Annotated in this window: 1 pseudogene; it reads right to left on the bottom strand. The window is 45.6% G+C overall.

From position 1 onward, the window contains the following. Positions 1 to 183: 183 nt before the first annotated feature. Positions 184 to 529 (bottom strand): annotated as a pseudogene (locus C2M36_RS12660) (EF-Tu/IF-2/RF-3 family GTPase); the annotation flags it as partial.

Here is a 529-nt window from a genome sequence, read left to right on the forward strand (position 1 = left end):
AATCTGCTGTTAGAACTCAACCTGTACGAGTGCCCACACAGATGATTGCTTCATATTTTTAAAGAACAGGTCCGGTTACCCGGTTTCGAGCTGCTTTCGCGTCTCGAGGGCTGTGCATTCTACTCAACCCTGATTTGTTGTCAACACTTAATTTTGAGAAAGTTTAATGTTTTTCAAAACTCAGATGTCACCAGTTACGTCAGTTGTACGGAAGTAGAACTGTGGACGGTAGCCTTTGAAGAATGGCGTGTGACGGCCACCTTCGTCTTTAGAAAGTACGTATACTTCTGCTTCGAACTTAGTGTGCGGGTTGATTGAACCAGGAGCAGCTAGTACTTGGCCACGCTCAACTTCGTCACGCTTAGTACCACGTAGAAGGGCACCGATGTTCTCACCAGCACGACCTTCGTCTAGAAGCTTACGGAACATTTCTACACCAGTACAAGTTGTCTTCGTAGTTTCTTTGATACCTACGATTTCAACTTCGTCGTTCACGTTGATGATACCGGCTTCAACACGACCAGTTACA

The sequence above is a fragment of the Pseudoalteromonas sp. T1lg75 genome (genome assembly GCF_002964705.1).
In the GTDB taxonomy this organism is placed as follows: domain Bacteria; phylum Pseudomonadota; class Gammaproteobacteria; order Enterobacterales; family Alteromonadaceae; genus Pseudoalteromonas.